Annotated in this window: 22 protein-coding genes; 10 read left to right on the top strand and 12 right to left on the bottom strand. The window is 73.8% G+C overall.

Annotated features, from left to right (window positions below; all coding sequences use genetic code 11):
- Nucleotides 1-201: 201 nt before the first annotated feature.
- A complete protein-coding gene (locus ACFYVL_RS06795; protein WP_389241817.1) occupies nt 202-1,206 on the top strand; it encodes a TIGR03842 family LLM class F420-dependent oxidoreductase in 1,005 nt (334 codons plus the stop codon).
- A 61-nt stretch (nt 1,207-1,267) separates the two neighbouring features.
- Entirely contained in the window at nt 1,268-2,842 is a 1,575-nt protein-coding gene (locus ACFYVL_RS06790) for an NCS1 family nucleobase:cation symporter-1 (RefSeq protein ID WP_389241731.1), read from the top strand.
- On the opposite strand, the gene ACFYVL_RS06785 is transcribed toward ACFYVL_RS06790, so the two are convergent.
- Nucleotides 2,820-3,800, bottom strand: a complete 981-nt coding sequence (locus ACFYVL_RS06785) for a carboxymuconolactone decarboxylase family protein (RefSeq protein ID WP_389241730.1) — start codon at nt 3,798-3,800, stop codon at nt 2,820-2,822. The two genes, ACFYVL_RS06790 and ACFYVL_RS06785, sit on opposite strands and share 23 nt — an antisense overlap.
- A 284-nt stretch (nt 3,801-4,084) precedes the next feature.
- Here ACFYVL_RS06785 and ACFYVL_RS06780 point away from each other — a divergent pair, with 284 nt between their 5' ends.
- Together ACFYVL_RS06780 and ACFYVL_RS06775 are read left to right on the top strand one after the other, a co-directional pair.
- Nucleotides 4,085-5,176 carry a sensor histidine kinase gene (locus ACFYVL_RS06780; protein WP_389241729.1) on the top strand — a complete coding sequence of 364 codons (1,092 nt, stop codon included), beginning with the start codon at nt 4,085-4,087 and terminating at the stop codon, nt 5,174-5,176.
- Nucleotides 5,173-5,838, top strand: coding sequence for a response regulator (locus tag ACFYVL_RS06775; RefSeq protein ID WP_389241728.1), 666 nt, complete (start codon nt 5,173-5,175; stop codon nt 5,836-5,838). The genes ACFYVL_RS06780 and ACFYVL_RS06775 overlap by 4 nt, the downstream gene beginning before the upstream one ends.
- Nucleotides 5,839-5,863: 25 nt before the next feature.
- Here ACFYVL_RS06775 and ACFYVL_RS06770 read toward each other — a convergent pair whose 3' ends face one another.
- Complete coding sequence (locus tag ACFYVL_RS06770; protein WP_389241727.1) at nt 5,864-6,361, bottom strand: SRPBCC family protein; 498 nt, start codon at nt 6,359-6,361, stop codon at nt 5,864-5,866.
- Between the two features lie 192 nt (nt 6,362-6,553).
- Nucleotides 6,554-7,966, bottom strand: a complete 1,413-nt coding sequence (locus ACFYVL_RS06765; RefSeq protein ID WP_389241726.1) for a phytoene desaturase family protein — start codon at nt 7,964-7,966, stop codon at nt 6,554-6,556.
- 160 nt (nt 7,967-8,126) lie between these two features.
- On the opposite strand from ACFYVL_RS06765, the gene ACFYVL_RS06760 reads away from it, so the two are divergent.
- Nucleotides 8,127-8,903 carry a nucleotidyltransferase domain-containing protein gene (locus ACFYVL_RS06760; RefSeq protein WP_389241816.1) on the top strand — a complete coding sequence of 259 codons (777 nt, stop codon included), beginning with the start codon at nt 8,127-8,129 and terminating at the stop codon, nt 8,901-8,903.
- Between the two features lie 283 nt (nt 8,904-9,186).
- Here ACFYVL_RS06760 and ACFYVL_RS06755 read toward each other — a convergent pair whose 3' ends face one another.
- On the bottom strand, nt 9,187-10,245 hold the full coding sequence (locus ACFYVL_RS06755; RefSeq protein ID WP_389241725.1) for a biotin/lipoate A/B protein ligase family protein: 1,059 nt from the start codon (nt 10,243-10,245) through the stop codon (nt 9,187-9,189).
- Nucleotides 10,246-10,447: 202 nt separating this feature from the next.
- Here ACFYVL_RS06755 and ACFYVL_RS06750 point away from each other — a divergent pair, with 202 nt between their 5' ends.
- From ACFYVL_RS06750 to ACFYVL_RS06740, 3 genes are all read left to right on the top strand, one after another.
- The gene (locus tag ACFYVL_RS06750) at nt 10,448-11,407 is read left to right on the top strand and encodes an isochorismatase family protein (protein WP_389241724.1); all 960 of its coding nucleotides are present in this window, start codon (nt 10,448-10,450) and stop codon (nt 11,405-11,407) included.
- 145 nt (nt 11,408-11,552) lie between these two features.
- Entirely contained in the window at nt 11,553-13,448 is a 1,896-nt protein-coding gene (locus ACFYVL_RS06745) for a gamma-glutamyltransferase family protein (protein ID WP_389241723.1), read from the top strand.
- 40 nt (nt 13,449-13,488) lie between these two features.
- Nucleotides 13,489-14,307, top strand: a complete 819-nt coding sequence (locus tag ACFYVL_RS06740) for an inositol monophosphatase family protein (RefSeq protein WP_389241722.1) — start codon at nt 13,489-13,491, stop codon at nt 14,305-14,307.
- A 4-nt stretch (nt 14,308-14,311) separates the two neighbouring features.
- On the opposite strand, the gene ACFYVL_RS06735 is transcribed toward ACFYVL_RS06740, so the two are convergent.
- The 6 genes from ACFYVL_RS06735 to ACFYVL_RS06710 all read right to left on the bottom strand — a co-directional run bounded on the left by ACFYVL_RS06735 (nt 14,312) and on the right by ACFYVL_RS06710 (nt 19,835).
- Nucleotides 14,312-15,277: an aminoglycoside phosphotransferase family protein gene (locus tag ACFYVL_RS06735; protein WP_389241721.1), complete on the bottom strand. Its 966-nt coding sequence runs from the start codon at nt 15,275-15,277 to the stop codon at nt 14,312-14,314.
- 72 nt (nt 15,278-15,349) lie between these two features.
- Nucleotides 15,350-15,868, bottom strand: a complete 519-nt coding sequence (locus ACFYVL_RS06730; RefSeq protein WP_389241720.1) for a methylated-DNA--[protein]-cysteine S-methyltransferase — start codon at nt 15,866-15,868, stop codon at nt 15,350-15,352.
- A 14-nt stretch (nt 15,869-15,882) separates the two neighbouring features.
- Nucleotides 15,883-17,352, bottom strand: coding sequence for an AlkA N-terminal domain-containing protein (locus ACFYVL_RS06725; protein WP_389241815.1), 1,470 nt, complete (start codon nt 17,350-17,352; stop codon nt 15,883-15,885).
- A 111-nt stretch (nt 17,353-17,463) separates the two neighbouring features.
- Entirely contained in the window at nt 17,464-18,003 is a 540-nt protein-coding gene (locus ACFYVL_RS06720; protein ID WP_389241719.1) for an O-acetyl-ADP-ribose deacetylase, read from the bottom strand.
- Complete coding sequence (locus ACFYVL_RS06715; protein ID WP_389241718.1) at nt 18,000-18,719, bottom strand: NAD-dependent deacetylase; 720 nt, start codon at nt 18,717-18,719, stop codon at nt 18,000-18,002. The genes ACFYVL_RS06720 and ACFYVL_RS06715 overlap by 4 nt, the downstream gene beginning before the upstream one ends.
- 132 nt (nt 18,720-18,851) lie before the next feature.
- Nucleotides 18,852-19,835 (bottom strand): ArsR family transcriptional regulator, encoded by a 984-nt coding sequence (locus ACFYVL_RS06710; RefSeq protein ID WP_389241717.1) that lies wholly within the window; start codon nt 19,833-19,835, stop codon nt 18,852-18,854.
- A gap of 139 nt (nt 19,836-19,974) precedes the next feature.
- Between ACFYVL_RS06710 and ACFYVL_RS06705 the strand changes: the two genes are divergently transcribed.
- The gene (locus ACFYVL_RS06705; RefSeq protein ID WP_389241716.1) at nt 19,975-21,252 is read left to right on the top strand and encodes an MFS transporter; all 1,278 of its coding nucleotides are present in this window, start codon (nt 19,975-19,977) and stop codon (nt 21,250-21,252) included.
- 38 nt (nt 21,253-21,290) lie between these two features.
- Here the strand turns inward: ACFYVL_RS06705 and ACFYVL_RS06700 are convergent, their stop codons facing one another.
- Both ACFYVL_RS06700 and ACFYVL_RS06695 read right to left on the bottom strand, forming a co-directional pair.
- Complete coding sequence (locus ACFYVL_RS06700) at nt 21,291-21,788, bottom strand: NUDIX domain-containing protein (protein WP_389241715.1); 498 nt, start codon at nt 21,786-21,788, stop codon at nt 21,291-21,293.
- A gap of 159 nt (nt 21,789-21,947) precedes the next feature.
- Nucleotides 21,948-23,648 carry a BCCT family transporter gene (locus tag ACFYVL_RS06695; RefSeq protein WP_389241714.1) on the bottom strand — a complete coding sequence of 567 codons (1,701 nt, stop codon included), beginning with the start codon at nt 23,646-23,648 and terminating at the stop codon, nt 21,948-21,950.
- A 148-nt stretch (nt 23,649-23,796) separates the two neighbouring features.
- Between ACFYVL_RS06695 and ACFYVL_RS06690 the strand changes: the two genes are divergently transcribed.
- Nucleotides 23,797-24,981: a glycerate kinase gene (locus ACFYVL_RS06690; protein WP_389241713.1), complete on the top strand. Its 1,185-nt coding sequence runs from the start codon at nt 23,797-23,799 to the stop codon at nt 24,979-24,981.
- The last annotated feature ends 57 nt before the right edge of the window (nt 24,982-25,038 follow it).

The raw sequence follows: 25,038 nt of genomic DNA, 5'->3' as shown, positions 1-25,038 counted from the left end.
CAAGGCCGGGAACCAGGTCCACGATGGGTCACTTCCCGGCCTGTTGGCGGGCCGCGCGCGAGGCGTCGCCGGACGAGGTTCGGCGCGGTCCGAAGTGGATAGAGCTACCGAAACCGGAACGCATCGCACCGTGCGGGTGCCGCATCTCCCGATCCACCCGCCCGGCGCGTACCCGAACCAGGAGGTACCCCCTTCATGCCGATGGACTTCGGACTCGTCCTCCAGACCGACCCGCCCGCGACCGAGGTCGTCGGACTGATGCGCCGCGCCGAACGCAACGGCTTCAGCTACGGCTGGACCTTCGACTCCGCCGTGCTCTGGCAGGAGCCGTTCGTGATCTACAGCCGCATCCTGGAGCACACCGAGCGGCTGATCGTCGGGCCGATGGTGACCAACCCCGGGACCAGGACCTGGGAGGTCACCGCCTCCACCTTCGCCACCCTCAACGACATGTACGGCAACCGCACCGTCTGCGGCATCGGCCGCGGCGACTCCGCCATGCGGGTCGCGGGACGCAGGCCCAACACCCTGGCCCGGCTGGGGGAGGCCATGGACGTCATCCGCGACCTCGCCGAAGGACGGGAGGCCAAGGTCGGCGGGCAGTCGCTGCGGATCCCCTGGGTGCGGGACGGCAGACTGCCGGTGTGGATGGCGGCGTACGGGCCGAGGGCACTCGCCCTCGCCGGGGCGAAGGCCGACGGGTTCATCCTCCAGCTCGCCGACCCGTTCCTGACGGAGTGGATGATCCGGGCGGTGCGCGACGCCGCCGCCGACGCCGGCCGCGACCCCGCCGACGTCAAGATCTGCGTGGCCGCCCCGGCGTACGTGGGCGACGACCTCGCGCACGCCCGCGACCAGTGCCGGTGGTTCGGCGGCATGGTCGGCAACCACGTCGCGGACCTGGTCGCCAAGTACGGGTCCGACTCCGGGTTCGTACCGGCCGAACTCACCTCGTACATCGAGGCGCGGCAGGGCTACGACTACGCCCACCACGGCCGGACCGGGAACCCCGACACCGACTTCGTGCCCGACGACATCGTCGACCGGTTCTGCCTGCTGGGACCCGCCGAGGCGCACATCGAGAAACTGCGCGCGCTGCGCCGGCTGGGCGTGGACCAGTTCGCCGTCTACAACATGCACGACGCGCGCGAGCGCACCATCGACGCCTACGGCAGCACGGTCATCCCGGCCCTCAGCACTTCCTGACCCTTCCCCCAGGCTCGGCGCATCCCCTGAACTCCCTTACTCCGACGAAGGGTTCAGCCGCATGGCCACGACCGCTCCAGGAAGCCCCCCGCCCCCGGCCGCCCCCGACGGCCGCGTCGAACTGGCCCCCGGGGCGGCCCTGGCCGACCCCCGCTTCGTCAACGAGGACCTGCTCCCGGTACCGGTGGCCCGCCGTCGCTGGACCACGTACAACTTCGCCGCCCTGTGGGTCGGCATGGCGCACAACATCCCGTCCTGGCTGCTCGCCTCCGGCCTGGTCGCCCTCGGCATGGACTGGCTCCAGGCTGTCGTCACCATCGCGCTCGCCAATCTGATCGTGCTGGCGCCGATGCTGCTCACCGGGCACGCCGGGCCCAAGTACGGGATCCCCTTCCCCGTGCTGGCCCGCGCGTCGTTCGGACTGCGCGGGGCGAACCTGCCCGCGCTGATCAGGGCGGCGGTCGCGTGCGCGTGGTTCGGCATCCAGACCTGGATCGGCGGACAGGGCATCTTCGTCCTGCTGGGGAAGATGTTCGGCGGCTGGGCGGAGGCGTCACACATCGGCGGCCAGCCGTGGACCCTGTGGCTGTGCTTCCTGCTCTTCTGGGCGGTCGAACTCGCCATCATCCACCGGGGGATGGAGACGCTGCGCCGGTTCGAGAACTGGGCGGCGCCGTTCGTCATCGTCGGCGCGCTGGTGCTGCTGGTGTGGATCACCGTCAAGGCGGGCGGTGTCGGCCCGCTGCTCGACCAGCCCTCGAAGCTGGGCTGGGGCGCCGACTTCTGGCCGGTCTTCTTCCCGTCCCTGATGGGCATGATCGCCTTCTGGTCCACCCTCAGCCTCAACATCCCCGACTTCACCCGCTTCGCGGCCGGTCAACGCGCCCAGATCTGGGGCCAGTCGCTCGGCCTTCCGACCACCATGACGCTGTTCGCGCTGCTCTCGGTCTTCGTGACGTCCGGCTCGCAGGCGGTGTACGGGGCGCCGGTCTGGGACCCGGTCGCGCTCGCCGCGAAGACCGACAACGTCTTCGGGCTGCTCTTCGCCCTGGTGACCGTGCTCGTCGCCACGATCTCGGTGAACCTGGCGGCCAACGTCGTCTCACCCGCCTACGACCTCGCGAACCTGGCGCCCAGGTTCGTCAACTTCCGCACCGGCGCACTGATCACCGGCGTCGTCGGCGTCCTCATCATGCCGTGGAAGCTGACCGAGACGCCCGAGCTGTACATCTTCACCTGGCTGGGCCTGGTGGGCGGGCTGCTCGGCACGGTCGCCGGGATCCTCATCGCCGACTACTGGATCGTCCGCAGGACCGTCCTCGACCTGGCCGACCTGTACCGGCCCGAAGGGCGCTACTGGTACACCGGCGGCTGGAACTGGCGGGCGGTCGTGGCGTTCCTCGTCGGCGGAGTGCTCGCCGTCGGCGGCTCGCACTCCGCCTCGGGAAAGGGGCCCTTCCCCGAGGACGGACTGCTCCCGTTCCTGAAGCCGCTCGCCGACTACGGATGGGCGGTCGGCCTCGCCGCCTCCCTCGTGCTGTACGTGGCGCTGATGGCGACGCGGGGCTCCCGGGAACCCCGTGCTCCCCGGGAGCCCCTGGCGCAGGGCGGGATCAGCGGTCCGCGGCGCCGGTGAGGCGGGCGGCCCAGTGCTCGGTGGCGGCCATGGCGCCGAACGCGACCAGATGCACCAGGCAGTGCTCGCCGAACGGCGGAACCAGCCACGCCCGTACGTCCTCCTCGGTCAGCCCGTGCGGGGCCAGGGCGACCAGCAGGGCGAGGCGCGCGCCGGGCCGGTCCTCGCGCAGTGGCAGCCTCGGGTCGTCCGCGGCCAGATGGGCGCGGCCGTCCCAGCCGTCGACCGTCTTGCGGACGTACGCCGCGTCGTCGTCGGACAGCAGCCCCGCGCCCATCGCGGCGGCCTCGCGCAGCCCCGCGTACGCGACGGCCACGGCGGAGCCCGGGACGGCCCAGGGCGGTGCCGCGCCCTGGGTCTGCAGCAGGGGCAGGCTCGCCCCCGGGACCGGCACGGAGCGGACGGCGGCGGCGATCTGCCGGCCGGGCTCGCTGGCCAGGAGCCGGGCCCTGCGCTCCGCGTCGTCCTTCGGCGGGCGGGCCAGCAGGGTGTCGGCGACGCGGTTCATGAAGTGGAAGGCCAGCGCGGTCCCGATGAACTCCTGCGCGTGCGCGGCCGGGAAGGGCTGCTCGGTGCTCATGTCCCGCCCCCAGGCCAGCAACCGGGCCCGGTGGGGGTCGTCCGGCGTGCCGCCCGCGCCGATGCGCTCGGCGAGGGCGGACTCGCCGCCCGCGGACAGCAGGAAGAGGTGCGCGTTCACGCAGAAGGCGCAGTCGTTGGTGAGCGAGGTCCCGGCGGCGACCAGCTCCTTCTCGGTGCGGGATGCCTCCCCGGCGAGCAGCGCCTCGCGCATCAACGCCCAGAAGCCGGTGAGGAGATGGGGTGAGGGGGAGAGGGCGGCGAAGGTCGGCGGGTTCGGCACACCGAAGTCGGTGAGCACCTGGGCGTAGACGTCGGCAGCCGTCCCGGTGGCGGAGTCGAGAGGCTCGGGCGAGGTGAAGCGAAAAGGTCCGTTCATGGGGACGATGCTCGCTCCGGGCGGGGTGCGCGGGCGTCGTACGGGCGGAGTCTCCTGCGGCTGGTCCGCCCGGGGCACTCGGGGGCGCGGCTACTGCCGGGGGAGTAGTGCGACTGCGGTACGCGGGGAGGAGGCGCCGGACGGCACGGGCGGCCTAGGCTGACGGGTCGGGCGCGGAGCCGGCGCGGTGCGCGGGCGCGGGAGAGGGGCGGGAAGCGGTGTCGGGTGCGGGGACTGTCGTGACCGGAAGGCGGCGGAACCCCGCCGAGTGGCCAACGGGGCTCGTGGACACCGGACTTGCCGTCCTCATCTGCGCCGGCGTGCTCGCCGCGGCCGTCGCCCGGGAGGGCCCCGGGCCCGGAGCCGTCGACCTGGCACTGATCGTGGGCGGCTCGCTCGTCCTCGCCGTCCACCGCGGGGCCCCGGTACTCGTCCTGGCCCTCACCTCCGCGTGCATGCTCGGGTACGTCGCCCACTCCCAGCCCGGCACCTCCGCCGCGTTCCCCGTCGTCGCCGGGGTGCACGCGGTCACCCGGCAGGGGCACCGGGCCGCCGCCGTCGGGCTCGGCGTGCTCTTCCTGGTCGGGTTCTTCGTGGTGAGCCCCTCCGAGAGCGGCCTGGAGCGGACCCTGCTGCTGCACGGCTGGTTCATCTGCGCCGGGGTCACCGGGCTCATCGACAAGAACTGGCAGGCCTACCTCCGCCAGACGGAGGAGCGCGCCGCCGAGGCCGAACGCACCCGGGAGGAGGCCGCCCTGCGCCGCGCCAGCGAGGAACGGCTGCGCATCGCACGGGAGTTGCACGACTCCCTCACCCACAGCATCTCCATCGTGAAGCTCCAGGCGGGCGTCGCCGTCCACCTGGCGAAGAAGCGCGGCGAGGACGTGCCGGAGGCGCTGGTCGCCATCCAGGAGGCGAGCGGCGAGGCCATGCGGGAACTGCGGGCCACCCTCGAAGTGCTGCGCACCGACGTAGTACCGCCCGGCACCGGCCTGGACCGGCTCGGTGAACTCCTCGAACGCGCCCGTGCCGCCGGGCTGGCGGCAGCCGTGACCGTCACCGGACGCGAACGCCGGCTGCCGGAGGCCGTCGACCGGGCCGCGTACCGCATCGTCCAGGAAGCCCTCACGAACGTGGCCCGGCACGCGGGACGCGCCAAGACCTCCGTACAACTGACGTACGGAACAGACGCGTTGGAGGTGCGCGTGGAGAACGAGGGCGACACCGAGGTGCCGCCGCCGGTCGCCGGGCGGGGGCTGGCAGGGATGCGGGAGCGGACCGCCGCGCTGGGCGGCACGCTGCGGGCCGGCCCGCGCGCCGGGGGCGGCTTCGCCGTACTGGCCCGGCTCCCCCTCGACGGAGAGGGGGCCGCGTGATCCGGGTGCTGATCGTCGACGACCAGGCGCTGATGCGGGCCGGGTTCCGGGCGCTGCTCGACGCCGAGGACGACATCGAGATCGTCGGGGAGGCGGCGGACGGCCGCGCGGGCGTCGAACTGGCCCGCGCGCACGCACCGGACGTCGCGCTCGTGGATGTGCAGATGCCGGTGATGACGGGCATCGAGGCCACCCGCGAGATCGCCGCCGACCCGGCGCTCGCCGCCACCCATGTGGTCATCCTGACGAACTACGGCCTGGACGCGTACGTCTTCGACGCGCTGCGCGCCGGGGCGGCCGGGTTCCTCCTCAAGGACACCGAGCCCGGCGAACTCCTCCAGGCGATCCGGATCGCCGCCCGGGGCGACGCGCTGCTCTCGCCGTCGGTCACCCGGCGGCTGATCACCGAGTTCGTGTCGCGCCCGCCCGACCGGCACACCGCACCGGGCTTCGAGAGCCTGACCCGGCGCGAGAGCGAGGTCGCGGCGCTCGTCGCACGCGGACTCACCAACGAGGAGATCGCCGCCCACATGGTGATCAGCCCGCTCACCGCCAAGACCCACGTCAGCCGCGCCATGGTGAAGCTCGGCGCCCGCGACCGGGCCCAACTGGTCGTCTTCGCCTACGAATCGGGCCTGGTGACGCCGGGCCCCGCCGGCTGAACCGGGCCCCTTCGGCCGCCCGCCGCTACTCCTGCGGGTCGGGCAGCGGCTCGCCCGTCTCCAGGAAGGTCTTGATGCTGGAGAGCAGTACCGGCCAGCCCTCCCTGATCAGCGGCAGCACCTTGCTGTCCGCGTCGAAGCCGTCGTGCACGACCGTCAGCCGGGTCGTCGGACCGGTCGGCGTGATCTCGTAGCGCACCTTGGACCGCGACTCGGCGGCCAGCTCCGCGCGCAGCGCCCCGTCCATGCCGGTGGCCTCGGCGAACGCCGGGGTGAAGGTGTGCCAGGTGTACGAGAGCAGCCGGCCGGGCTCCGCTGCCAGCACCACCTGCTCGGGGTCCGCCTCGGAGAGCCCCAGCCCCTGCCAGGTCACCGTGGAGCCCACCTGCCAGTCGGAGGCGAAGATGATGTTCCAGTAGCGGCTGGTCCACTCGGGGTCGGTCAGGGCCTGCCAGACACGGTCCGGAGTGGCCTTGAGGTACATCGTGCAGTCGAAGGCGGTGCCGCGGTCCAGGTCGTCCATGCGGCCATTGTGGCGGCGCCGCGGGCGGTCGGCACGGCGAGCCGGTGCGGGGCGGGGCGCGCACGGCGGCGGATGGCGGGACCGGTGACGGCGGGGTGGGGACACGGCGGGCAGGGAGACGGCGGGACCGGTGGGAGCGACCCGGCTCGACCGGCCCGCTCATACCGGCCTGCTCGTATCGCCCCCGGTGCCCTACCTCTCCGTCGTCCGCAGGCGCTGCCAGACCGCCTTCGCCGCGTTGTGACCCGACATCCCGTGCACGCCCGGTCCCGGCGGGGTGGCCGACGAGCACAGGAAGAGCGCCGGGTGCGACGTGCCGTACGGGAACAGCGACAGCTTGGGCCGCAGCAGCACCTGGAGACCGGCGAAGGCGCCGCAGGCGATGTCGCCGCCGACGTAGTTCGCGTTGCGCGCGACCAGTTCGCGCGGGCCCGCCGCGGCGCGGGCCAGCACCCGGTCGCGGAAGCCGGGCGCGAAGCGTTCGATCTGCCGCTCGACGGCGTCCGTGAGGTCGCCGTCCCAGCCGTGCGGGACGTGCCCGTACGCCCAGAAGACCTGCTTGCCCTCCGGGGCCCGCGACGGGTCGGCCAGGCTCGGCTGGGCGGTGATCAGGAACGGGGTCTCGGGGGCCGTGCCGCCGGAGGCCTGCCGCAGCGCCCTGCCGATCTCGCCCTTGGTCGGGCCGATCTGCACCGTACCCGCCCTGCGGGCCTCCTCGGCGGTCCACGGCACCGGACCGTCCAGCGCGTAGTCGATTTTGAAGACGCTGGCTCCGTAGCGGTAGTGCGCGTACGCGTTCCCCAGCCCCGCGATCCGGGCGAGCGCCGTCGGCGAGGTGTCGAAGACGTACGCGCGGGCCGGCGGCAGGTCGTCGAGCCGCTTCACCTCGAACCCGGTGTGCACCACACCGCCCAGGTCACGCAGATACCCGGTGAGCGCGTCCGGGATCGCCTGCGAGCCGCCGCGCGGCGCGGGCCAGCCGTTCTCGTGCGCGGCCAGCGCGAACATCAGCCCGATCGCACCCGTAGCGAACCCGGTCAGCGGCGCGATGACGTGCGCCACCAGGCCCGCCAGCAGCGCCTTCGCCTTCTCGTCGCGGAACCGCCGCATCAGCCACGTCGAGGGCGGCAGTCCGGTCAGCCCGAACCGGGCCAGCGTCACGGGGTCGCGCGGCAGGGCGGTCAGCGGAAGCGACATGAAGTCGCGGGAGAAGGTGTCCCACTTCCCCAGGTAGGGGGCGAGCAGCCGCCGGTACGCGCCGGCGTCCCGCGCCCCGAACGACGCCGCGGTCTCCGCCACGGACCGCGACAGCACCGCCGCCGTCCCGTCGTCCCAGGGGTGTGCCATCGGCAGCTCGGGGTGCAGCCATTCGAGCCCGTACCGCTCCAGCGGCAGGTTCCGGAACGCGGGCGAGCCGATGCCCAGCGGATGCACGGCGGAGCACGGGTCGTGCAGGAACCCGGGCAGCGTCAGCTCCTCGGTCCGCGCCCCGCCGCCCACGGTGTCCTTCGCCTCGAAGACCTCCACCGAGAACCCGCGGCGGGCCAGCTCGACGGCCGCGGTCAGTCCGTTGGGGCCCGCCCCCACGACCACTGCATCCAGCATTGGCGACACCTTGGACTCCTCACGCCACGTCCCACCAGGAACCCCAGGGTATTCCCGTGCGCCGGCGGGCCCGGTGGCGGTATGGTCCCGCCCCGTGAACAGCAACGCCCGCCCGGCCTCCGCCGCCCCCGAGCCCGCCGTGACGGCCACCGTCGCGGCCATGGCCGAACGCCTCGCCGCCGTCCCCGGTGTCCGTGCCGTCGCCCTCGGCGGCAGCCGCGCCCGGGGCACCCACCGCCCCGACTCCGACTGGGACCTCGGCCTCTACTACCGCGGCGACCTGGACACCGGCCGACTGGCCGCACTCGCGACCGAGTTCGCCGGTACGCCGGTGGAGGTCGCGGGACCGGGCGGCTGGGGCCCCTGGGTCAACGGCGGGGCCTGGCTGACCGTGGACGGCGTCGCGGTGGACTGGATCCTGCGCGACCTGGACCGGGTGGAGCGGGTGTGGTCCGACTGCCGGGCGGGCCGCTTCGAGGTGGGCGTCCAGGCCGGTCACCCGCTGGGCTTCTGGTCCCCCGCGTATCCGGGCGAGGTCTCGCTGTGCCGCGTACTGGCCGATGCCGGGGGCGAGTTGACGGCCCTGCGCGCCGAGACCGGCCACTACCCGGACGCCCTGCGGGACGCGCTGGTCGGTGCGGCCTGGGAGTCGGACTTCTCGGTGGCCGGGGCCCGCAAGTCCGCGAGCGGCGGCGACACCCTGCACGTGGCGCTGTGCCTGTCCCGGGCGTTCGGCGTCCTGGCCCAGGCGATGCTGGGGCACGCGCGGGTGTGGTGCGTCAACGAGAAGGGAGCCCTGGCCGCCGCGTCCCGGCTCCCCTCCGCACCGGCCGACTTCGCGGACCGCGTGACGGCGACACTGCGAGGCCTCGACCCGGCGGCGGTGGAATCGGCGGGGACACTGGTGACGGAGGTACGGGCGCGGCTGGCGGAGTAGGCGGGACCCGGCCTCCCCTACGGCACCCGGCCCCCTACGGCACCCGCGCCGCCCACGGGTGCCGACCGGAGCCCGGCCGGCCCCCGCACCGGTCCTCGGTCCGGCCGCCGCGGCCGGGCGCGGCACCCTCACCGGCCTCCTGCGGCCCCGAGTCGCCCCCGGGGGCCTCACCCGGAGCCCGAGTGGCACCGGGCGCGGGCCCTCGGCCCAGCCCGCTGCCGCCCGGCGCGGCACCCGTACCGGCCCCTGCGGCAGCCCCACCGCACCCCGACGGCCTCAGCCCCTACGGCACCCGCGCCGTCCACTCCGGTGTGCCGAACTTCGACCGGGCCAGTTCTTCCGCGCGGGCCATCTCCTCGTCCGTGACCTTGCCGTTCTCCAGTCCGTACCGGCTCCGGAACGAGCCGATCATCCGGTCGATGACCGCCTCCCGCGCCAGGCCCGTCTGGCGGCGCAGCGGGTCGACCCGCTTCTTCGCGCTCCTGGTGCCCTTGTCGGAGAGCTTCTCCTTGCCGATGCGCAGGACGTCCGTCATCTTGTCGGCATCGATGTCGTACGCCATCGTCACGTGGTGCAGCACCGCCCCGCCCGACTCGCTGACCACGCGCTTCTGTGCGGCGCCCGCGATCTTGCCGGCGTCGGTGGCGATGTCGTTGAGCGGCTGGTACCAGGCCTTCACCCCCATGTCGCCGAGCGCGCCGAGCACCCAGTCGTCCAGGTAGGCGTAGCTGTCCGCGAAGGAGAGGCCCTGGACGAGGGCGGTGGGGACGGAGAGGGAGTACGTGATCGTGTTGCCGGGCTCGATGAACATCGCGCCGCCGCCGCTGATCCGGCGCACCACCTGGATCCCGTGGCGTTCGGCGCCCGCCGGGTCGACCTCGTTGCGCAGCGACTGGAAGCTGCCGATGACGACGGCCGGGGCGCCCCACTCCCAGACGCGGAGGGTGGGCGGGCGGCGGCCGGCCGCGACCTCGGTGGTGATCACCTCGTCGAGCGCCATGTGCAGGGCGGGGGCCTGCGGGGCCTCGTGGACGAGCTGCCAGTCGTAGTCCGTCCAGTCGGTGGCGTGCGCGAGGGCGCGGCGGACGGCGACGGCGATCCCTTCGGCGGTGAGGCCGAACATCACCGTGCCCTCGGGGAGCGCCGCTTCGATGCGGGCGGCCAGTCCGGCGGCGTCTGTGTCGGCGGGGGCGCCTTCGAGGGCCCGGTTGATGGCGAGGATCGCCTCGTCGGGTTCGAGGAAGAAGTCGCCCGCCACGCGTACGTTGCGCAGTGCGCCGCCCTCGACGTCCAGGTCGACGACGACGAGCTTGCCGCCGGGGACCTTGTATTCACCGTGCACCGTGCTGCCTCCGCGATTCGTCGTTTGCGGTTATTGATTGATCAATGTCCGACTCATCCGAGAATCGGGCGTGCGGAGTGACAACGCAAATTCCGTGACCTTCATTCCGCGTGTCACGCGAGGGGCGTGAGGCATGCGGTGTGGCTCACGAGGTGGTCGATATGCGTCGCCAAATGATCGGAAGCAGGCGCATCATGGCCCGATGACCACTCCTGACGCCGCCTCCGGAACCGCCGCTCCCGCCCTGCTCCTGGTCGACCTGATGCCCCGGGTGCTCGGCCTCCCGCTCGCCCCGTACGACGGTGAACTGGTGCTGCGCCGGTGCCGTGCGCTGGCCGCCGACTTCCGGGCCCGGGGGCTGCCCGTCGTACAGATACGGGTGGACCGGCCGGGCGTCGCCGAGCAGCCGCCGGGGAGCGGCTTCGCCGAGGAACTCGTCGGCCCGGACGACGTGATCGTGGTCAAGCGGACCCTCGGCGCCTTCCAGGGGACGGCCCTGCACGAGGAGTTGGGCAGGCGGGGCGTGCGCACCGTGGTGGTCGCCGGGGTGGCGACCACGATGGGGGTGGAGTCCACCGCGCGGGCCGCGCTCGACCTCGGCTACGAGGTGGAGTTCGCCGCCGACGCCATGTCCGGCCTCGCCGCCGACGAGCACGACTTCACCGTGGAGCGGATCTTCCCCCGCCTGGGCACGGTGCGGAACGCCGCCGCGTACCGCGCGCACCCCTTCGTGCCCGCGGGCTTCGTGGTGCCGCGCACGCTGGACGCCGGTGAGTTCCGGCTCGTACCGCTCGGGCCCGAGCACAACGCGCAGGACCTCGCGGCCTGGACGTCCAGCATCGACCACATCCGCAAGACCCCCGGATTCGAGGGGAACTGGCCTCCCGCCGTCGGCGTGGAGAGCACGGAGAACCTGCGCGACCTGCAACGGCACGCGCGTGACTTCGCGGACCGCTGCGGATTCGCGTACGCCGTCCTCGACCGGGCCGCTGACACGGTGATCGGCAGTGTCTACATCTGCCCGGACCGGGAGGCCCCCGGGACGGCGAGCGTCAAGTCGTGGGTGAGCGCGGACCGCGCCGGGCTGGACGGGCCGCTGGCCGAGGCGGTGACGGGCTGGCTGGAACGGTCGTGGCCGTTCGACACCGTCGCCTACCGCTGAGGACGAGGCCCGCCGAGGGGGCAGAGCCCACCAGGGCAGAGCCCCACCAGGGCAGAGCCCGACCAGGAACAGGCCCGACCAGGAACAGGCCCGATCAGGAACAGGCCCGCCGAGGAACAGGCACCGCCCAGGAAGAGGACCGCTCATGTTCACCACCCGCCCCACGCTCCGCGGCACCTTCGGCATGGTGTCCAGCACCCACTGGCTCGCCTCGCAGTCCGCGATGGCCGTCCTGGAGGACGGCGGCAACGCCTTCGACGCGGCTGTCGCCGCCGGCTTCGTCCTGCACGTCGTCGAACCGCACCTCAACGGACCGGCGGGCGAGGTGCCCATCCTGCTCGCCCCGGCCGGGGGCGAGGTGCGCGTGCTGTGCGGCCAGGGGCCCGCGCCCGCGGGGGCGGACATCGCGCACTACCGGGGACTCGGCCTCGACCTGGTGCCCGGCACCGGCCCGCTCGCTGCCGCCGTACCGGGCGCGTTCGACGCCTGGATGGTGCTGCTGCGCGACCACGGCACCAAGTCCCTCGCCCAAGTGCTGCGTTACGCGATCGAGTACGCCGAGAACGGCCACCCGCCGGTCGCCCGCATCGCGGACACCGTCGAAACGGTGCGGGAGCTCTTCGAGACGGAGTGGACCAGCTCCGCGGAGATCTACCTGAAGGACGGCCGGGCGCCGTCCGGCACGGGCCTGCTGCGCAATCCCGCCCTGGCGGCCACCTGGCGGCGGATCCTCCGCGAGGCAGCGGCGCCGGGCCGTGCCCGCGAGGCCGAGATAGACGCCGCACGGGCGGTGTGGCGCGAGGGGTTCGTCGCCGAGGCGCTCGTCGCCCAGGCCGCCCGGCCGACCATGGACACCAGCGGGCGCCGCAACACCGGCACCCTGGCCGCGGCCGACCTGGCCCACTGGTCGGCGCGGTACGAGGCCCCGACGACGTACGACTGGAACGGCTGGACCCTGTGCAAGGCGGGCGGCTGGAGCCAGGGCCCCGCGTTCCTGCAACAACTGGCGCTGCTGCCCGAGGAGTTGCCGCCGTACGGCAGCGCCGCGTACGTCCACCTCCTGGTGGAGGGCGGCAAACTGGCGATGGCCGACCGGGAGGCCTGGTACGGCGACGCGCAGCCGGTGCCGCTCGACGACCTGCTCTCCTGCGACTACAACGAGGGCCGCCGCGAACTGGTGGGGGAGCGGGCGTCGTACGAACTCAGGCCCGGCAGCCCCGGCGGCCGGCCCCCTCGGCTCAGCGCGCACGCACGCGCGGTGGCGGTCGGCGCAGCCGCACGACCGACGGACACGGCCCCGGCGGCGGGCGTCGGCGAACCGACCGTCGCACGCCACACCCGGCACGGCGATCCCGGCGGTCCCACGGCCACGGGCCCCGGCCACCGGGGCGCACCGACCGCCGCCCGGCACGGCGATCCCGGTGAGCCGACCGTCGCGTCCGACGGGTCCACCCGGGGCGACACCTGCCACCTCGACATCGTCGACCGCTGGGGAAACATGGTCGCGGCCACCCCCAGCGGTGGCTGGCTCCAGTCCAACCCCGTCGTTCCCGAGCTGGGCTTCCCGCTCGGCACCCGGCTCCAGATGGCCTGGCTCGACCCCGGCCTGCCCAACTCGCTCACCCCGGGCCGCCGCCCCCGCACCACCCTCACCCCGTCGCTCGCGCTGCGCGACGGGGTGCCGGTGCTGGCGTTCGGCACACCCGGCGGCGACCAGCAGGACCAGTGGCAGCTGCACTTCTTCCTGGCCGTGGCGTACGGCGGGCTCGGCCTCCAGGAGGCGATCGACGCCCCGAACTGGCACCAGGACTCCTTTCCGGGCTCCTTCTACCCGCGCACCATGCTGCCCGGCTCCCTCACCGTCGAGTCACGGATCGGCGCGGCGACGGTCGAGGCACTGCGGGCCCGGGGGCACGCGGTGACCGTGGGAGGGGAGTGGTCGGAGGGGCGGCTGTGTGCGGTGGCCAGGGACCCGGCGACGGGCGTGCTGTCGGCGGCGGCGAACCCCCGGGGAATGCAGGGATACGCCGTGGGGCGGTGACCGGCTCCGGAATGTCGTAGCGGCGTGCTTTGCTGGAGACATGATCGAGAACACGCTTGTCGCCCAGGTCGAGGCAGCCGTGCGCAAGGCCGCCGCCGACGAGATCATGCCGCGCTTCCGGCAGCTCGCCGAGCACGAGGTGATCGTCAAGAACGGCCCGCACGACCTGGTCACGGTCGCCGACCGGGGAGCCGAGGAGCACCTCACCGCCGCGCTCACCGTGCTGCTGCCCGGCTCCGTGGTGGTCGGCGAGGAAGCGGTCCACGCGGACCCGTCGCGGTACGAGGCGATACGGGGCGATGCCCCGGTGTGGATCGTCGACCCGGTCGACGGCACCCGGGACTTCGTCCGCGGGGACCCGGGCTTCTGCACGCTGGTGGCGCTGGCGCACGGCGGCGAGGTCCAGGCGTCGTGGACGTACGCCCCGGCCACGGACCGGATGGCGGTCGCGGTACGGGGCCGGGGCGCCCACCTCGACGGGGTGCGGCTGCGGGCGGGCGCACCGGACCCCGGGGCACCGCTGCGGGTCGCGATGTCGCACCCCGACTACACGACGGGCGCGCAGAAGAAGGCGCTGCTGGGGCTGCGCGCCGAGGGGGTCGAGGCCCGGCCGTGCGGTTCGGCGGGGCTGGAGTACCTGGCGGTGGCCGAGGGGAAGCTGGAGGCGGTGGCGTTCAGCTGGGAACTGGCCTGGGACCACGCGGCGGGACTGCTGCTGGTGGAGGAGGCGGGCGGCACGGACCTGACCCTGACCGGAGACCGGTACCGCATCGCCGGCCCGAACGCGCTCCCCTTCACGGCGGCCCGAGACCCGCGAACGGCCGAGGCGGTCCGCGCCCTCCTCCTGACGGACGGCTAACCCCTCAAGGGCGCGATGCCAGCAACCCCGCCAGCACATGCCGCGCCTTCTCACCCATCGTGGCATTCACCGTGCGGTACGCCCTCAGCTCGTTGAGCGCGACCGACAGCGCCCAGCCACGCCCCCGCCGCCAAGCCGCCTCGTCGGCCCCCGGCCCGGTCCCCGTCGCCTCGCGGAACGCCGCGTGCGCGGCCGGGGCCAGCAGGTACCAGGCCGCGATCAGATCGACCGCACGGTCACCCAGCCCCATGCAGCCGAAGTCGATGACGGCCGTCAGGCGTCCGTCCGCGACCAGCACGTTGCCCGGCTGGAGGTCGGCGTGGATCCACACCGGCGGACCGACCGGGTCCGCCGCCGCACGCGCGTCCTCCCACACCCGCAGTGCCGCGTCCGCGTCGATCTCCGCGGCCAGCTCCGCGACGGCCTCGCGGGTGGACGCGTCGCGGTCGGCGAGCGTCTCGCTGCGGTACGAGCGCGGACCGCCCGCGGGGTCGATCTTCTGGAGCGCGGAGGTGAAGGCGGCCAGGTCCCCGGCCAGCGCCTCGCCTCCGTCGGCCACGTCCGGGTTCGACCCGTCGAGCCAGCGGTAGACGCCCCAGGGCAGCGGGAATCCGGGCGCGGGTTCACCGTCGGCCAGCGGTGCCGGGATCGGCACCGGCAGGGCGGGGGCGAGCCTCGGCAGCCACTGCCGCTCGGTCAGGATGTCCTGGGCCGCGCCCTCGTGGCGGGGGAGCCGCACCACCAGGTCGGGGCCCAGCCGGAACATCGCGTTGGCGGTGCTCTCCGCCCCGGCCGCCACCACCGGCAGCCCGGCCCACTGCGGGAACTGGTCGCGGACCAGGCCACGTACCAGAGCCACCAGGCCCTCGTCCGGCACCAGCGTCTCCTCCGGCACCGGTGTTTCCTCCGGCACCAGCGTCTCCTGCGGCACCGAAGCCTCGTCGGGCACCAGCGTCTCGTCCGTCGTCATACGTGCCTTCCGGGCAGTTGAGGGGAGGGGGAGGGTGGGACAGCGCGGCCCACCGTAGCCCTCCCGCACCGCTCAGAACAGCAGGTTTTCCTCCCGCGCCCCGCCTCCCGGCAGCCCGCCCTCCAGCTCCAGCAGCGCCCGCTTGCGCTCCAGGCCGCCGCCGTATCCCGTCAGGCTGCCGTCCGCGCCGATCACCCGGTGGCACGGCACCACGATGCTGATCGGGTTCTTTCCGTTGGCGAGCCCGACCGCGCGCGACGCGCCCGCCCTGCCCAACTGCTCGGCGAGCTGGCCGTACGTACGGGTCTCGCCGTACGGAATCGTGCGCAGCGCCTCCCACACGGTCCGCTGGAACGGCGTTCCCGCCAGGTGGACCGGCAGGCTGAACTCGGTCAGCTCGCCCGCGAAGTAGGCGTTCAGCTGCGCGACGACCTCGGGGAACGGCGTCTCGTCCCGGTCGCCGAAGGTCTCCGGCGGCGGCATGTGGCGGTGGTCGACCATGTAGATCGCCGACAGGACGCCACCGGTCGCGACGAGGGTCAACGGGTCGTACGGGCTGTCGATGACGGTGTGCTGCTTGGGTGCGGACACGGCGGTCGCGCCTCCTACCGGGGAAGGTGATTGATCGGGTGGCTGTCGGTCGCCCACAGGTACTGCACGGCGTACGCCCGCCACGGCCGCCACCGGGCGGCCCGCGCGGTGAGTGCCGCCGGCGTGTGCGGCAGCCCCAACTCCTGCGCGGCGCGCCGGATTCCGAGGTCGGACGGCAGGAAGGCGTCCGGGTCGCCGAGCGCCCGCATCGCGATGACCTCGGTCGTCCACGGACCGAAGCCGGGCAGCGCGAGGAGCTGCGCCCGCGCCGCGTCCCAGTCGCTGTCCAGGTCGAGGGCCAGCGAACCGTCCGCGAGCGCACCCACCAGCGTCGTCAGCGTGGTCCGTCTGCTGCGCGGCAGCGCCAGCGACTCCGGGTCCAGCTGTGCCAGCGCCTCGGCGGACGGGAAGAGATGGGTCAGACCGCCGCCCGCCGGGTCCTCCACCGGCTCGCCGTACGCGGCCACCAGCCGGGCCGCGTGGGTGCGCGCCGCCGCCGTCGACACCTGCTGCCCCAGCACCGCCCGTACGGCGAACTCGGCGGCATCCGTCGTGCGCGGCACCCGCCGCCCCGGCGCCTTGTCCACCAGCGGCGCCAGCAGCGGGTCCGCGCGCAGCCGCTCGTCCACGGCCACCGGGTCGGCGTCCAGGTCCAGCAGCCAGCGGCACCGGCTGATCGCCTGCGTCAGGTCCCGCAGATCGGTCAGCGCGAGGACGGCGGCGATGTGGTCGGGCCGCGGGGTGAGCGTGACGATGCCGTGCCCGTACGGGAGCCGCAGGGTGCGCCGGTAGGAGCCGTCCCGCCACTCCTCCACCCCCGGCACCCCGGTCGCCGCCAGATGCCCGAACAGGTTGGACGGCTCCAGCGGCGCCCGGAACGGCAGCCGCAGCGACAGCGCGCCCGGTGTCTGCGGCAGGTTCCCGCGCCCGCGCGCCCGCAGCTGCGTCGGCGACAGGGCGAAGACCTCGCGGACCGTGTCGTTGAAGGCGCGGATCGACGAGAACCCGGCCGCGAACGCGATGTCCGCCATGGACAGCCCGGTCGTCTCGATCAGCACCCGTGCAGTCTGCGCCCGCTGGGCCCGCGCCAGGGCCAGCGGCCCCGCCCCCAGCTCGGCGAGCAGCTGCCGCTCGATCTGCCGGGTCGAATACCCCAGCCGCCTCGCCAGCCCCGGCACCCCCTCCCGGTCCACCACCCCGTCCCGCACCAGACGCATGGCGCGGGCGACGACATCGGCGCGCGCGTTCCACTCCGGCGATCCCGGGCTGGTGTCCGGCCGGCACCGCTTGCAGGCCCGGAACCCGGCCTGCTGGCAGGCCGCGGCGCTCGGGTAGAACGTCATGTTCTGCGGCTTGGGAGGCACCACGGGACAGCTGGGACGGCAGTAGATGCCGGTGGTCAGAACGGCGGTGAACACCCAGCCGTCGAACCGTGCGTCCTTGGACTGCACGGCCCGTACGCAGCGCTCGGTGTCGGTGTGCATGGCGGAAGGCATGACTCAAGGATGGGCGACGGGGCAGCGGGTCGGCTGGCGGAAATCCGACATGGACGTGGGGCGGCCAGGGGCCGGGTCACGGCCCGGCCCCGCCGAGGTTCACCCGGTCCCGTGCAGCGCCCGCGCGAAGTGCTCGTACGCCTGCCTGTCGAAGAGCACGAACCGCACCTCGGTGAGCGGCGGCCCGGCCGCCTCCCGGCAGGCGGTCACCGCGATCCGCGCCCCGTCGTCCATCGGCCAGCCGTACACCCCCGTGGAGATCGCCGGGAACGCGACGGTCCGCGCGCCCAGCTCCACCGCGACCCGCAGCGACTCCCGGTAGCAGGACGCCAGCAGGTCCGACTGGTCGGCCTCCCGGCGGTACACCGGGCCCACCGTGTGCACCACGTGCCGGGCGGGCAGGTTTCCGGCCGTGGTCGCCACCGCGCGCCCGGTCGGCAGGCCCTTGCCGTAGTGCGAGGCCCGCAGCCTGCGGCAGTCGGCGAGGACCGCCGGGCCGCCCCGCCGGTGGATCGCCCCGTCCACACCGCCCCCGCCGAGCAGCGAGGAATTGGCGGCGTTCACCACCACGTCGACGTCCTGCTCGGTGATGTCGCCCCGGACGAGGGTGATCCGGACCGTCGACCCGGGCGCCGTCATGACAGCGACGCCAGCAGGGCGGGCAGCGAACTGCCGATGGGTTCGCGGATCACCTGGTCGGCCCGGTCGTCGAACGGGGTCGGCCGGTCGTTCACGACGATCGTCCGCGCGCCGTTGTCCGCCGCCAGCCCCGGAAAGGCCGCGGCCGGGTGGACCTGGAGGGTGGTGCCCACCACGATGAAGACCTCGCTCGCCCTGGTGACGGCCACCGCCTCGGCCAGCACCCCGTCGTTCAGGTGCTCGCCGAACAGCACCGTCGACGACTTCAGGACGCCGCCGCACTCCAGGCACCGCGGATCGGCCTCACCCGCCTCGACCCGGGCCACGGCCCCGGTCATCGGGGTGCGCGCCCCGCAGTCCGTGCACGTCACCGACCGCGCGTTGCCGTGCAGTTCGATCACCTTGCGCTCGGGCAGCCCGGCCGCCTGGTGCAGCCCGTCCACGTTCTGGGTGATCACCCGCACCGCCACGCCGGAGCGCCGGTCCAGCTCGGCGACCGCCCGGTGGGCGGCGTTGGGGACCGCGTTCAGCAGGATGTGGGTACGGCGCACCTGCCAGGCGCGGCGGCGGACCTCCGGGTCGTTCATGTAGTGGTCGTACGTGGACATCTTCTCGGCCTCGGGGTCGCGCACCCACACGCCGTCCGGCCCTCGGTAGTCGGGGATGCCCGAGTCGGTCGAGATGCCGGCGCCGCTCAGGATCGTCACGAGTGTCATGCCGCGAGGTTAGGACGGGACCGGCACGCGGGCGAACGCAATTTCCGGGTCGGCCGCGGCTCCGTCACCGCCGTGAACAGGGCGGACGGGAGCGGCGGTTGCCGTCCCGGCCGCCGCCGCACACGGCGGGGGTCACCCGGACCGCTCCAGCTGGGAGTCGATCAGGGTGTCGCCGGTCTCGGTGCGGTAGTAGAGCACCGAGCGCCCGGCCCGGCGGCGGCGTACCAGCCGGGCGTCGAGCAGCACCTTCAGATGGCGGCCCACCGAACCCAGCGCGAGACCGGTCAGGGCGACCAGCTGGGTGGTGCTCTTGGGGGAGCCGAGGAGAGCGAGCAGGTGTGCGCGGGCCGGGCCGAGCAGTGCGCCCAGCGCGTCCAGTGACGGCGGCCGGTCCGGCTCGGCCAGCGCGCCCGCGCACGGGTACACCACCGCGTACCGCTGCCGCCCCTCCCACGCCACCCAGCTCGTCGAGAAGGAGACCGGGACGAACAGCAGCTGCGCCCCGGAGATCTCGCGCGGCGGATAGTCGCGGGTGTTGATCTGGAGCCGGTCGCCGCCCAGCCAGCGCATCCCCGGCAGCATGTCGTCCAGCGCCGCCGCCCAGCCGCCCCGGCTCAACTGCGCGGTGCGTGACACGACATCGGCCTCCAGCACCCGGCGGCGGCGCGGCCACTGCGGCAGCACCATCTCCTCCCACACCCACTCCAGCAGGTCCGCGGCACGGTCCGCGAGGTCGGTACGGTGCAGGGCGGCGGGCGGCGGCCCCTCCAGGGCCACGGTCAGGTCGTCGAGCACCGCGTCGGGCGGGGCGGCCCGCATCCTGGCCAGCTCCCGGGCGAAGGTCTGCTCCCCGTCGGCGAGCGGGGTGGGGGTGATGAAGTCGGCGTTCCAGGTCGGCCGGAAGGCGCACTCCAGCAGCAGGGCGGTGATCGGGTCGTCGGCCAGCCGCTGCCGAAGCGCCGGGGAATGGGCGTCCCGCCAGGCGCGCTCGCCGGGATGGGCGAGGGGCCTCTGCAGCCACATCAGCAGCTTCAGGCTCGAAATCACCTCGGTGAGCGGGGAGATGACGAACCGTCCGCCCGCCAGGGTGTCGGCGTTGACCTGCCACCAGCCCATCCGGCTCCCTCCTTCGGATCCGCCCGCCCACTCGCCCGGGGCCGCGTCGGCCTGCCCCGGGTGTGGTTCCCGCCCGGGACCTTTCGCCCCTGTGCGAAACATTAACCCCGTCCGCCACGGGCTGCCGAGACTCGTGCCCATGCAGACCTACCGTGAGCTGTTCCGGCAGCGCGAGTTCACTCCGCTGTTCCTCACCGTCTCCGTGAAGTCGGCGGCGCAGACCGTCACCGGTCTCGCCCTCGGCACCCTCGTCTACACCCGCACCGGGTCGCCGCTGCTGTCCTCGCTGGCGATGTTCGGCCCCTCGCTGGCCCAACTGGTCGGCGCGACGACCCTGTTGTCCGCCGCCGACCGGCTGCCGCCGCGCGCCGCGCTCACCGGCCTGGGGGTGGTCCTCGGCCTGGCCGCAGCCGTCCAGGCGATTCCCGGGCTGCCGGTGTGGGCGGCCTTCGCCGTGCTGCTGGCGCTCGGCGTACTGGCCTCGCTGGGCGGGGGCATCACCTACGGGCTGCTCCACGAGATCCTCCTGCGCCGGGGCTTCCTGATCGGCCGCTCCGTGATGAACATGTCCAACGGCACCATGCAGATCCTCGGCTTCGCCGTCGGCGGTCTGCTCGTCCAGGCGCTCTCGCCCCGGGGCGCGCTGCTCGTCGGCGCGGGCCTCTACCTCATCTCCGCGGCGTTCGCCCGGTTCGGCCTGAGCCGCCGGCCGCCGCGCGCCGCGGGCCGTGCCTCGGTCGCCGAGACCTGGCGGACCAACGCGCTGCTCTGGGCGTCGAAGCCGCGCCGCTACGTCTATCTCGCGCTGTGCGTACCCAACGGGCTGATCGTCGGCTGCGAGTCGCTGTTCGTGCCGTACGCACCGCAGCAGGCGGGCCTGCTGTTCGCCTTCGCGGCGGGCGGGATGCTCATCGGCGACACGCTGGTGGGGCGCTTCGTCCCGGCCGGCTGGCGGGCCAGGGGCGGACCGTTGCTGCGGCTGCTGCTCGCCGCCCCCTACCTGGTGTTCTTCCTGCACCCCGCGCTGCCGTTCGCCCTGGTCACGGTGCTCGTCGCGTCGATCGGGTTCGCGGCGACCCTGCTGCTCCAGGAACGGCTGATGGCCCTGACCCCCGACGAGCTCAGCGGCCACGCGCTGGGTCTGCACACCTCCGGGATGCTCACGATGCAGGGAGTGGGGGCGGCGCTGGCGGGCGGCGTCGCGCAGCTGACCTCACCGGCGACGGCGATGACGGTACTGGCCGCTGCCTCGGTCGCGGTGACGCTGCTGCTGGAGCGCGGTCTGCGCTCCGGCCGTACGACCGACGGGGGAGCGGCACGGCGCACCGGCGCACCTGCCCCCACCGCCGGGGGCGGCGCACCGACCGCCCCTGCGACACCGTCCGTCCACGCCCCGGCTCCGGGCCCCGAGAGCTGACCGGCACGCCGCGCGCCCCCGCCCCGTACCCCGGTGGGCTACTCCGGCCGCCGCCCGTCCACCAGCTCCACCGCGCCCGTCCCGTCCGCCAGGGCCGCGAGCGCCGCCAGAACGCGGTCGCCCAGCGAGCCCAGGGCGTACGTGCGCACCTCGTCCACCGGCACCAGCCGCCAGGACAGCAGTTCCTCCTCCTGCACCCGGATCGCCGCCAGCCGCTCGGCGTCCAGCACCCCGCCGTCGAAGAGGTAGGCGGCGATCGGCGGGCGGCCCTTGCCCCGCGCCCAGTCGGCGACCAGCAGCCGCCCCGGCTCGACGTCCAGCCCGATCTCCTCCAGCGTCTCCCGGCGCGCCGCCTGCCGGGGCGTCTCCCCGGTGTCGGACTCGATGGTCCCGCCGGGCAGCGCCCAGCCCTCGCGGTAGTTCGGCTCCACCATCAGCACCCGCCCCTCGGCGTCCCTGAAGAGGACCGCGGCGGCGGCGAGGGCACGGGGGAGCGAGGCGATGTACGTGGCGTACTCGGTCAGTTCTTGGGTCACCCGGGAAGCCTAGGGGGTGGCCGGTGAGCGCACTCGCGATCACCGGCGAAGGAGGCGGGGTGCGAACGTGGCGAAGGGGCGCGGGAGACATCTCCCGCGCCCCTTCGCCGTCCGCGTGCGGACGGCCCGCAGCGGGAAGTCCGTGGTCCGTGCGGGACCTCAGTCGTCGGTACGGGACTTCGCCGCCCGCCGCAGCCGGGGGTGCCGCCGGTCCGTGCCCTGCTCGGTCATCGCGTCGCCGACCATCGTGCGTACCGCGTCGCGCAGCCCGTGCAGGGCCTGGTGGCGGGCCGGCCCCGCGCCCGGGTCCTCGCGCAGCTCCTTCATCAGCGCCCAGCACAGGCCGAGCATCACCAGGACGAAGGGCAGCGCCACCAGGATCGTCGCCGTCTGGAGCGAGTTGAGGCCGCCCGCGACGAGCAGGCCCGCCGCCACCGCCGCCATCAGCACGCCCCACAGCACCACCAGCCAGGTCGGTGGGTGCAGCGCGCCCCTGGCCGTCAGTGAACCCATCACCAGGGACGCCGAGTCGGCACTCGTCACGAAGTACGTCATCACCAGCAGCATCGCGATGACCGAGGTCACCGTGCCCAGCGGCAGCGCGTCCAGCAGCGCGAACAGCGACGCCTCCGCGCCGTCCTTCACCGAGGCCGCCATGTCCGCCACCCCGGTCTGGTCGAGCCGCAGGGCGGAGCCGCCCATCACGCAGAACCACACCATCGTCGCGCCGCTCGGCACCAGGAGCACGCCGATCAGGAACTCGCGGATCGTGCGGCCCCGGGAGATCCGGGCGATGAACGTGCCGACGAACGGGGCCCAGGACAGCCACCACGCCCAGTAGAAGATCGTCCACTTGCCCAGCCAGTCGCTCTCGCCGAAGGCCCCGGTACGGGTGGCCATGGGCAGCAGGTGGTTGAGGTAGCTGCCGACCGAGGCGGGGATCGCGTCCAGGATGTACACGGTCGGGCCGAGCACGAACACGAACAGCATCAGCAGCGCGGCCAGCACGATGTTCGACGTGCTCAGCCACTTCACGCCCTTGTGCAGGCCGGAGAACGCGGACAGCACGAAGGCCGCCGACAGCGAACCGATGATGATCAGCTCGACGGTCTGGCTGTCCTCGACCCCGGTGACGATGTTCAGGCCCTTGGACACCTGGAGTGCGCCCAGTCCCAGGCTCGTCGCGGTGCCGAAGACGGTCGCGAACACGGCGAGCAGATCGATGACCTTGCCCTGCCAGCCCTCGGCCCGCCGCTCGCCCAGCAGCGGCACGAAGGCCGAACTCAGCCGGTTCCCGCGCCCCTTGCGGAACGTGGCGTACGCGAGGGCCAGCCCCGCGACGCCGTAGATCGCCCAGGGGCCGAGCGTCCAGTGGAAGAAGGAGTACTCCAGGGCCGCGCGGGCGGCCTCCCCGGTCCCGGCCTTGGCGCCGCTGCCCGGGGGCGGGGTGAGGTAGTGCTGGAGCGGTTCGCCCACGCCGTAGAACATCAGGCCGATGCCCATGCCGGCGCTGAACATCATCGCGATCCAGGCCACATTGGTGAACTCCGGCTCCGCGTCGTCCACGCCCAGCCGGATCCGGCCGAACCGGCTCAGCGCGATGAACAGGCACATCACCAGGAAGATGTCGGCCGCGATGACGAAGAGCCACGCGAAGTTGGCGAGGACCCAGGCGAGCGCCGACGACGAGGCGCTCTCGAAGGAGTCCTTGCCCAGGAAGGCCCAGACGACGACGGCGGCGACGGCGAGCACGCCGATAGCAATGACCGTGTTATCCGGTTTGCCGTCCTGGAGGGAGTCGCTCCGTGTGGCGCCCGGCCCGGCCGCCGAGGGGGGTGGGTCGAGGGATTCCGTACTCATGCCGGACACCTTATGGTGCGTCATGTCCTGATTTTGACGGTTGGCGCGCCGACAGGAGAGAGGTACGGCCCCGATCACCATGGGCAGGGGGCGGGTGCGGCGGATATGGTCGGGTCGGCGCGACTGCCTGTTCGAAAGCAAGGGATGCATGGTGGCGGACGGAGCAGTACACACAGCAGTTGAGGGTCCGGGGAGCGGCGCGGCACACGTGCTCGTCGCCGCGGACAAGTTCAAGGGCTCGCTCACGGCGGTGCAGGTCGCCGAGCGGGTCACCGCCGGGCTGCGCAGAGCGGTCCCCGGCGTGACGGTCGAGGCACTCCCGGTCGCCGACGGCGGCGACGGAACGGTGGCGGCGGCCGTCGCCGCGGGCTTCGAGCGCCGCGAGGTACGGGTCACCGGCCCGCGCGGCGAGGGCCTGACGGCGGCGTACGCCTTCCGGGCCGCCGACGGCACCGCGGTGGTGGAGATGGCGGAGGCGTCCGGTCTCCAGCACCTCCCGCCGGGCGTCTTCGCCGCGCTCACGGCCACCACGTACGGCTCCGGGGAACTGCTGCGCGCCGCGCTCGACGCGGGTGCCAGGACCATCGTGTTCGGGGTCGGCGGCAGTGCGACCACGGACGGCGGAGCGGGCATGCTGGCCGCGCTCGGCGCGCGTTTCCTGGACGCGGACGGCGAGCCGGTGGGCCCCGGCGGCGGTGCGCTCGCCTCGGTGGCGACGGCCGACCTGTCCGGACTCGACGCGCGCTTCGGCGCCGGGGTCGACCTGGTGCTGGCGAGCGACGTGGACAACCCGCTGACCGGCCCCAAGGGCGCGGCGGCGGTCTACGGCCCGCAGAAGGGCGCCTCCGAGGAGGACGTGGCCACCCTGGACGCCGCGCTCGCCCACTTCGCCTCGGTGCTCGGCCCGGCGGCGGGCGGTCCCGACGTGGCGGACTCCCCGGGAGCGGGTGCCGCCGGCGGCATCGGCTACGGGGCGCTGACCGCGCTCGGCGCGCGCTTCCGCCCCGGCATCGAGGTCATGCTCGACGTCCTGGGCTTCGCCCCCGCACTGGCGCGGGCCACCCTCGTCATCACCGGCGAGGGCTCGCTCGACGCACAGACCCTGCACGGCAAGGCTCCGGCGGGCGTCGCCGCGGCGGCCCGCGCCGAGGGCATCGAGGTCGTCGCGGTCTGCGGTCGCCTCGCGCTCCCGGCCGAGGAACTCGGCAGGGCGGGAATCCGCCGCGCGTATTCCTTGAGCGCCCTGGAACCCGACCCGGCCCGCAGCATGTCCGAGGCCGGCCCCCTCCTGGAACAAGTAGCCGAACAAATCGCCCACGACTTCCTGAACTAACCCCCGCCCCGCCCCCGCCCCGCCCCACCCCCGCCCCCCTGGGCGGCGGGGCCGCCC

Source organism: Streptomyces sp. NPDC004111 (assembly GCF_042874215.1).
GTDB lineage: Bacteria > Actinomycetota > Actinomycetes > Streptomycetales > Streptomycetaceae > Streptomyces.
This window is presented reverse-complemented; position numbering and strand designations above follow the sequence as displayed.